Here is a 7,952-nt window from a genome sequence, read left to right as displayed (position 1 = left end):
CCCAATCCTGACGGGCGACCAACCGGAACGTGTTCCGGATCAGGTGAACGATGCAGGTTTGGACGACGCTTTGCGGCCATACGTTCACCACGACCCTCGGGGAGCCCTTTGAGGCCGTCGCAGACGAGGAAGAACACGTCTCGGACACCACGGTTCTTCAAGTCGACCAGCACGCTCATCCAGAACTTGGCGCCCTCGCCGCCGGTGCCCATCCATAGCCCCAGCACGTCCTTGCGGCCGTCGACGGTCACGCCGATGGCGGCGTAGACGGGTCGGTTGGCGACCTGGCCGTCACGGACCTTCACCACGATCGCGTCGATGAACACCGCCGCGTACACGGCATCCAATGGCCGGTTGGCCCATTCGTTCATCTCGGCGACGACTTTGTCGGTGATCCGCGACACGGTCTCCTTGCTGACCGAGGCTCCGTAGATCTCAGCGAAATGCGCGGAGATATCGCCGGTAGTCATCCCTTTCGCATACAACGACAGCACGATCTCGTCCACATCCGTGAGCCGCCGCTGCCTCTTCTTCACGATCTGCGGCTCAAACGTGCTCTCCCGATCCCGCGGCACGTGGATCTCGACCTCGCCCGCAGCATCCGAAACGACAGTTTTCGACCGGCTGCCGTTCCGCACATTCGTCGACTCACGCTCGGACTCGGCCTGATTCTTCTCGTGGCCGAGATGTTCGGTCATCTCTTCGTTGAGCGCGGTTTCCAGCACGTTCTTGGTGAAGAGCTTCAGCAGGCCGTCCGGGCCGGTCAACGCCAGCCCTCGAGCCTTGGCCTCGGCCACCATCGCCGCCGCGGCGGCCTGCTCCGGCGACAGCTCCCGCGCCGGCTTCCGGTCACTCTTGCGTGGACTCACAAGGTCCGATGTCATCACTCACAGTGCCCATCCCGCCGGACCTCAGCCCGGCGTGTCGGGCCGGAAACACCGATCTTGGAACAGTCCCAAAGGTCTCGGCGCGCTCGCCGGCAAGGTATTTGGGAAAGGTGTTGGCGGCGCCACTGCGACCAAAGCTTGGCTACGTGGAACGCATGGGAACGCGGCACGTGTTCCGGATTCGGTTAAAACGGCGCTTGACGGTAGAGTCTTTGGAAGTTGGAAGGAGTTTCGTGGTGCGTTCTGGGAAGCCGTGGCAGCAGACCCGGCACTAGCAAGCGGGTTCAGTGCAAGCAATCTGCGGCTCATGAAGCGAGGAAAAGCGCCTTTCGTTCATGGCAGTCAGCAGTATGGCGGACGGATGTGGTATGAGCTGCATCACATCACGCCCAGGTCTCGTGGCGGCGCGCACTTCGATCTAGATAACATAGTAGTGGTCAGGCCGAGGTATCATGCAGAGATACTCTCCGGTTCATATCATTACGGAGGAGGAAGATGACGGTGGATCGAGAGCATCTTGTCGGGCTCGCCGCAAAACTCATTGCCGGTGAATATCAAAGCGATGTTGATCTAGACAATGATATGTCTGAGTTTTCTGCGAGCGTTCCACATCCGCGCGCTTCGGACCTTATTTATTATTGGCAGGAGGAGTTCGATCATGAGCCTACGCCGGAGGAAGTAGTTGACCGTGCGCTCGCCTACAAACCGATAGATTTGTGAACCGCCGGCACCAGGCATTGCGGTGATGTGGCGGCCGGGTTCAGCATCGACATGCCCCTGCGTGATGCCACGGTACTGAGTATCGGGATCTTTCGGAGTAACGGATTGAGCACGCGATCGGCGGTGCGGACGCTCGCGGGTGTCTTCGGTCGCCCCAAGAATATGGCGTCCGTTGATCCCATCGACGACTTTCTCCGCTGCGTGCGTTTGTAAGTCTGTGAAACTGCGTGATCCGGTGATCTTCCTCGGCATTCCGCTCGCCGCCGGCTACCTCTCCTGCCGGCTCGGCGAGCGCGTTCGCGGCCGCACCTGGTACGAGGAGCGGTTCCTGCCGCGAATCAGGCCGATCGCGTTGTAAGGGCTGTTCGCTCTGTAGGGCGAGACCATCACCCTCCCAGCCGCTGGACGTCGCCCGGATCGCGCTGCCGCTGCTCGCCTACTTCGCGATCACGTGGCCCCGATCCTACGCCCTCGGCTGCGCGGCCGGGCTGAGTTACTACCCACGCACCACCACCCACCCTCGCGTTCACCGCCGCCGGCAACAAACTTCGAACTCGCCATCGCCGTCACGGATCGGTGTCTTCGGTGTCACCTCCCGGCCAAGCACTCGCCGGCGTCGTCGGCCCCTCATCGAGGTCCCCGTCCTGGTCGTGCTGGTTTACGTCAGCCTGCGACTCCGCCGACACTGGACCAATTAGAAGGCTAAACAAGCTCCTGCACGCAAACATCGGTCCACGGTCCCGGATGAACCAGGGATCTCGGATGGTGCAGGGGCGCGGAAGAGCTTGACCAGCGCGAAGCCTGGCCGGGTCTGAGCGGTCGAATCCCGGAAGAAGAGCTGGCCTGATGAGTTCCGGCCTGTAGAAGTATTGCGCACGGCTGTCGGTCATGCTGGGTTATGTGCCGTGGTGGTGCACGGCCAGCTCCAGGTCGGCCGGCTGTGTCGCGTCGTGACCTCCGGGTCGCCGCCGCGGGAGGCGCACGGTGCGCTCGTGTCGGCGGTGGGCATCGCCTGCTGGCTGAGTCAGGGGCACGCACGTCGCCGTATTCTCAAGCCGTTGGGGTGTCGAAGGCTCCGCACATGCTCGGCTCCCGAGAAGCGCATGGGAGCGGGTGGTGGGAGCAAGCTGGGAGCCAGACAGCGCGTCGAACGGCGGTGCACTGCGCTGAGCCGCTCCGAACTGACGTGCGCTGACCTGCCAGAGTCACGTTTATGCAGGTCAGCGCACTTGTTGATCTACGTTGACACGGTAGGGGTCACTGGTTCAATCCCAGTATCGCCCACCACCTGTTTGCGCAGGTCAGAGGCCCTGTCCCGGATCACTGGGGCGGGGCCTCAGTGATCAAATGGAGATCAAATGGAGATCGCCCTGGTGGCGGGCTCCAGTGATCGCTGATCCAGTGTGGCCCGCAGGTGGGGATACCAGGACATCAGTTCGGCCCGTTGACAGCGGCTTCTGGCCTTGTTCGGTGGCCAGGTGCAGCTTGGTGGTCCAGCCACCCCGCGACCGGCCTAACGCGTGGTCTGCCGGTTCGGGCTCGCCGACGCCGCCCGGTGGCTGTTTCTGTCGTTCGCTGTGGCTGCGTGCACCAGCGGCGTGCTGATGCGCCCGGTTGATCGTGGAATCCACACTCACGTCCCAGGTGATCAGCCCGGCAGCATCGGCCCGGGATTGCAGGGCCGCCAGGATCACCGCCCACACACCGGCTCGTTGCCAGCGCCGGAACAGGCCGTAGATCGTCTGCCAGCAGCCGTAGTCAGGTGGGACATCACGCCAAGGCGAGCCGACACGGACTCGCCAGCGGATACCGTCGAGAAGTTGCCGTTTGGTCCATTTCGGTGGGCGGCCTGGCTTCTTACCGACAGGCAGCAGCGGTTCCAGGATCGCCCACTGCGCGTCGGTCAGGTCAGCTCGCCCCGTCGCCGCTACGCTGGCCACGAGGTCTCCGGTTACTTGATCAGCTTGGTCGTTGATCGATCTACCGGAGACCTCGTCTATCTGCCGTACGACACGCCGTGCCTGCAGCCCTGATCACAAGCATCTACTGGTCAGCGCATTGAAACAGGCCCTAAGCGTCGGCGGTTGACGCACACGCGCGTGACCTGGGGACCGGAGGGGTAGATCTCGCCGGTCACGCCGACCGGCACCTCGGCCAGGCGGTCGTCCAAAACGTGAACCTCGAAGCCAGGGCAAGTCCCCTGCCGATGTGCGGCTCGGACTCGGCGCCTCGATCAGCGCCGCAGTTGAGTCCACCGTGCACTCGGTGGGTCCGTAGAGGTTGAATGCCACCACGTGCCCCGAACCGAGCTCGTGCCACATCGCAGCGGCACGGGCTCGCCGCCCAGGAACACTCGCAGGGCCGAGGCCCGACGGCTCCACGACCTCCCACCACGGCAAACCCGGACCCTCTGCTGGACCGACGGATCGAACGACACGCTCGCGTTCCATCCGGCCACGCGGTGGTCCTCCGCGCACGGCGCCGATCGCCTCAAGCCCGTGCACTTGCGACGCCACCGAACCCCTGGTCGCGACCACGCCCTCCAGTATTCCGGTCGATCCCCCGACGTGTAGAAATTATTTGTTTTCTTTTCGCTTAAGTATGCTTATAACACTACCTTGAAATATGAGTATTACACCCGAGACTGCTGCCGTGATAAGAGGCTGCCAATCCAACAGGATCGATAAGGCCAACGTGAGAGCCAGAGCGATCATCGTGACGGCGATAATCCATCGACTTTTACCCTCCATGCTAGCGATACACTCCATACTGCGCTTCGGCTTGCTCCCCAACTGTGCGCGGCTCTTGCTCGCAAGCGAGCGTCAAATAGCTGGCCAGGGCGCCGCCTGCAGCGGCTATTGCGTAGACGTACCCAAGGCCGAATCTAAAAAGCCAGCCAATATGCCCGGAGACCGCACTATATCCGGGACTGTTCCAAGATCGGTGTGTCCGGCCCGACACGCCGGCCGAAGGTCCGGCGGGATGGGCACTGTGAGTGATGACATCGGACCTTGTGAGTCCACGCAAGAGTGAGAAGCCGGGGCGAGAGCTGTCGCCGGAGCAGGCCGCTGCGGCGGCGATGGTGGCCGAGGCCAAGGCGCGGGGGTTGGCGTTGACCGGCCCGGACGGCCTGTTGAAGCTGTTTACCAAGAACGTGCTGGAGACCGCGCTCAACGAGGAGATGACCGAGCATCTCGGGCATGAGAAGAACCGGGCCGAGCCCGAGCGCGAGTCGGCGAATGTGCGAAACGGTAGCCGGTCGAAGACTGTCATTTCGGATGCCGCGGGCGAGGTCGAGATCAGCGTGCCGCGGGATCGGGAGAGCACGTTCGAGCCGCAGATCGTGAAAAAGCGGCAGCGGCGGCTCGGCGATGTGGATGAGATCGTGCTGTCGTTGTATGCGAAAGGGATGACAACCGGGGAGATCTCGGCGCATTTCGCCGAGATCTACGGTGCGTCGGTCAGCAAGGAGACGATCTCACGGATCACCGACAAGGTCGTCGCCGAGATGAACGACTGGGCCAATCGACCATTGGAAGCCGTGTACGCGGCGGTGTTCATCGACGCGATCCACGTCAAGGTCCGTGACGGCCAGGTCGCCAACCGACCCGTCTACGCAGCCATCGGGGTCACCGTGGACGGTCGCAAGGACGTCCTGGGCCTGTGGATGGGCACCGGCGGCGAGGGTGCGAAGTTCTGGATGAGCGTGCTGGTCGACCTGAAGAACCGCGGCGTCGCCGACGTGTTCTTCCTCGTCTGCGACGGCCTGAAAGGTCTCCCCGACGTCGTGACGAACGTATGGCCGCGAGCAATCGTGCAAACCTGCGTCGTTCACCTCATCCGGAACACGTTCCGGCTGGTCGCCCGTCAGGACTGGGACGCGGTGAAACGGGACATCAAACCCATCTACACCGCACCCAACCCAGAATCCGCACTAGCGGCACTGGACGAACTCGACGAGAAATGGAGGAGAAAATACGCGGCGATGATCCGACTCTGGCGCAACGCCTGGGAAGAATTCATCCCGTTCCTCGACTACGACATCGAGATCCGCCGGATGATCTGCTCCACCAACGCAATCGAATCCTTGAACGCCCGCTACCGGCGGGCGATCCGCGCACGCGGGCACTTCCCGACCGAACAGGCAGCGATGAAGTGCCTGTATCTTGTGACCCGCAGTCTCGACCCGACCGGAACAGGCCGCACCAAGTGGACGATGCGCTGGAAGCCAGTACTCAACGCCTTCGCCATCACGTTCGGTGACCGCTGGCCGGGAGCCGAAACCTACTGATCAACAACGCCGGACACACCGATCATGGGATAGACCCCTATATCCGATGCCAATCGCGTTTGCGACATGACTACACGAGTCCGCTCCCGAGGGGTCAGACATATTGATGGGGTCGGATTTGGCGTAGGCGTAGTTGTTGCGTTCTTGGCGGGTGGGGTCTGGCGCGGAGAAGCGGGCCATGCCAGGGTTGTAGTAGCGGTAGCCGAAGATGATGAGGCTGTTGTTGAGAGTGTAACCGCCGTGGTAGCCGAAGGGGCTTACCGATGTTGTGCTGGTGGTGGGCCGTCCGTAGGGGGTATAGGCGGGGGTGGTGGCGAGTGTGCCGGTGGTGGTGAGGGCCGCGACGACGGTGCCCTGGTGGTCAGTAATCAGGTTGTGCCGGGTGTTCCCAGCTTTCTGAGTGACCAGTTGGCCGTCGGGGTCGCGGGCGACGCTGGTGCGGGTCCCGTTGACCTTGATGCTGGAGATCCCGAGCGCGGTGTGAGTGAACACGTGTTCGGTGGTGATTCCGGCATGGGTTTCGGTGAGTCGGCGGACCTGGGTTTGGTCAGTGGTGTCATAGTCGGCGCTGACCTGGGTGGTTGCGCCGAGTATGGCGGTGGTGAGCTGGTTGGTGGGGGTGTAGCTCCAGGTCGAGGTGCCGCTGGGGTCGGTGATGGTCTCGGTATTGCCGGCGTCGTCGAAGGTGACGGTGCTGCCCGGGTAGGCGGTGAGCTGGTCGGCTGCGTTGATGGTTTGGGCGGCGCCACCGTTGTTGGTGATGTTGTCGGCGTTGTCAACGGTGTAGTTCCGCGCGCCGGCCTGGGACAGGTGGCCCAGGGCGTCGTAGCTGTAGTTGGTGGTGGTGCCGTTGACCGTGCGGGCCTGGATCTTGTCGCGGTCAGCGCCGCTCGAGGTGAAGCTGTAGGTGGCCTTGTAGAGTTCGGTGCCTGCGGTGTTCTTGACCGATAGGCCCGTGAGACGGCCGGAGTTGTCGTAGGTGTTGGTCTGGCTGCCCGCACCGGGGAACGTGGTGCTGGTGCGGCGGTCGGCGTTGTCGTAGCCGAACGTGGTGGTCTGCCCGAACGGGTCGGCCAGGGCGGTGAGTCGGTTGGCCGCGTCGTAGGTGTAGGCCGCCGTCCCGGCCGGGTCGGTCATGGTCTTGAGGTTACCGGTGTTGTCGTAGGTGTAGGACACTGTCTCGGTCGATCCGGCCGCGGTGCGGGTCGCTGAGGTGATCTGTGGGCGGTGGGGTAGGTGTCGAGGGTGAACTCGGTGATCACCCCGCCGTGCGCGCGATCGGTCATCGCGCCGGTGCCGTCGTAGTCCATGGTTTGCAGGACCGGGCCGTTGTGCTCGCTGATCGCCACGATCCGGTCGAGGCGGTCGTATGCGTAGTCGATGCGCTGCCCGTTGCCGTCGGTGACGCTGGTGACTCGCGACAGCGAGTCATAGGTGAACCGGGTCTGGCTCATGGGGGCAGGCGGAGTCACGGTGGTGAGGTTGCCCGCGGTGAGTTCGGGCCCGTTGTCCATCCGCAGGTTCACGGGTCTGCGGTCGGTCTCGGCGACGATCTTGTCCAGCAGAACGGTGGTGTCATCGGCGGTGAACGACCGGGCGGCCGCGGTCGCCAGGGCTTCGCGAGTGAACTCGTCCACGACGTTGCAGAACCGGATCTGCCGACCATCGGCGGTGACGTCGACCTGGAAGTCCAATGCCCACACCTCATCCGACCGACTGGCGACCAGTCGATCACCCCGACGTGGACCGATACGCTGCCTCTTGCGGGTTCTGGCCGGCCGCTTGAGGCCTTCCTCGGCCAGTAACGGCGGATCCGCTTGCGATTCACCAGGTGACCTTCGCTGCGTAGCACCCAGTAGGCCTTGCGCCAGCCCCACCGTGGGCGAGCCTGGGCGATCTCCCGCAGCCGTGCCCGCAGCATCGACTCGACGGTGCCCGGCCGGCGAGGCCGGCGCCGTTGGGTGGAGCGATGCTGGCCGACCACCGCGCACGCCCGGCGCTGCGAGACCCTGAACCGCTGCTGCAACACCTGCACAGCGCGGCGCCGCCGGGCC

The 7,952-nt window shown here is 63.6% G+C and carries 6 protein-coding genes and 2 pseudogenes; 4 read left to right on the top strand and 4 right to left on the bottom strand.

What is annotated here, in order from left to right; translation table 11 throughout:
• A pseudogene (locus JT362_RS16305) lies at positions 1–884 on the bottom strand (IS256 family transposase); the annotation flags it as partial.
• 37 nt (positions 885–921) lie between these two features.
• Here JT362_RS16305 and JT362_RS35620 point away from each other — a divergent pair.
• The 3 genes and pseudogenes from JT362_RS35620 to JT362_RS16295 form a co-directional block, all read left to right on the top strand.
• Positions 922–1,386, top strand: a complete 465-nt coding sequence (locus JT362_RS35620) for an HNH endonuclease signature motif containing protein (RefSeq protein ID WP_375546505.1) — start codon at positions 922–924, stop codon at positions 1,384–1,386.
• Positions 1,383–1,607 (top strand): bacteriocin immunity protein, encoded by a 225-nt coding sequence (locus tag JT362_RS16300; RefSeq protein ID WP_260192043.1) that lies wholly within the window; start codon positions 1,383–1,385, stop codon positions 1,605–1,607. The genes JT362_RS35620 and JT362_RS16300 overlap by 4 nt, the downstream gene beginning before the upstream one ends.
• Positions 1,608–1,833: 226 nt before the next feature.
• Positions 1,834–2,305 (top strand): annotated as a pseudogene (locus JT362_RS16295) (arsenic resistance protein); the annotation flags it as partial.
• Positions 2,306–2,950: 645 nt separating this feature from the next.
• Here the strand turns inward: JT362_RS16295 and JT362_RS16290 are convergent.
• The gene (locus tag JT362_RS16290) at positions 2,951–3,547 is read right to left on the bottom strand and encodes an IS5 family transposase (protein WP_260192042.1); all 597 of its coding nucleotides are present in this window, start codon (positions 3,545–3,547) and stop codon (positions 2,951–2,953) included.
• 1,058 nt (positions 3,548–4,605) lie between these two features.
• Here JT362_RS16290 and JT362_RS16285 point away from each other — a divergent pair.
• A complete protein-coding gene (locus JT362_RS16285; RefSeq protein WP_446014132.1) occupies positions 4,606–5,898 on the top strand; it encodes an IS256 family transposase in 1,293 nt (430 codons plus the stop codon).
• Here the strand turns inward: JT362_RS16285 and JT362_RS35405 are convergent, their stop codons facing one another.
• Together JT362_RS35405 and JT362_RS16265 are read right to left on the bottom strand one after the other, a co-directional pair.
• Positions 5,899–7,035, bottom strand: a complete 1,137-nt coding sequence (locus JT362_RS35405) for an RHS repeat-associated core domain-containing protein (protein WP_311202716.1) — start codon at positions 7,033–7,035, stop codon at positions 5,899–5,901. It lies immediately after the preceding gene.
• Positions 7,032–7,775, bottom strand: a complete 744-nt coding sequence (locus JT362_RS16265; protein WP_260192040.1) for a DDE-type integrase/transposase/recombinase — start codon at positions 7,773–7,775, stop codon at positions 7,032–7,034. The genes JT362_RS35405 and JT362_RS16265 overlap by 4 nt, the downstream gene beginning before the upstream one ends.
• Positions 7,776–7,952: the final 177 nt, after the last annotated feature.

Source organism: Actinophytocola gossypii (assembly GCF_025165815.1).
GTDB lineage: Bacteria > Actinomycetota > Actinomycetes > Mycobacteriales > Pseudonocardiaceae > Actinophytocola > Actinophytocola gossypii.
Note: the sequence above shows the minus strand (reverse complement) of the source record. Positions and strands in the feature narration are given on the sequence as shown.

What these genes read in the sequence shown, in the direction of transcription:
- JT362_RS16285 (WP_446014132.1), top strand. Translation starts at nt 4,606, where the DNA reads ATGACATCGGACCTTGTGAGTCCACGCAAGAGTGAGAAGCCGGGGCGA.
- JT362_RS35405 (WP_311202716.1), bottom strand. Translation starts at nt 7,035, where the DNA reads ATGACCGACCCGGCCGGGACGGCGGCCTACACCTACGACGCGGCCAAC.
- JT362_RS16300 (WP_260192043.1), top strand. Translation starts at nt 1,383, where the DNA reads ATGACGGTGGATCGAGAGCATCTTGTCGGGCTCGCCGCAAAACTCATT.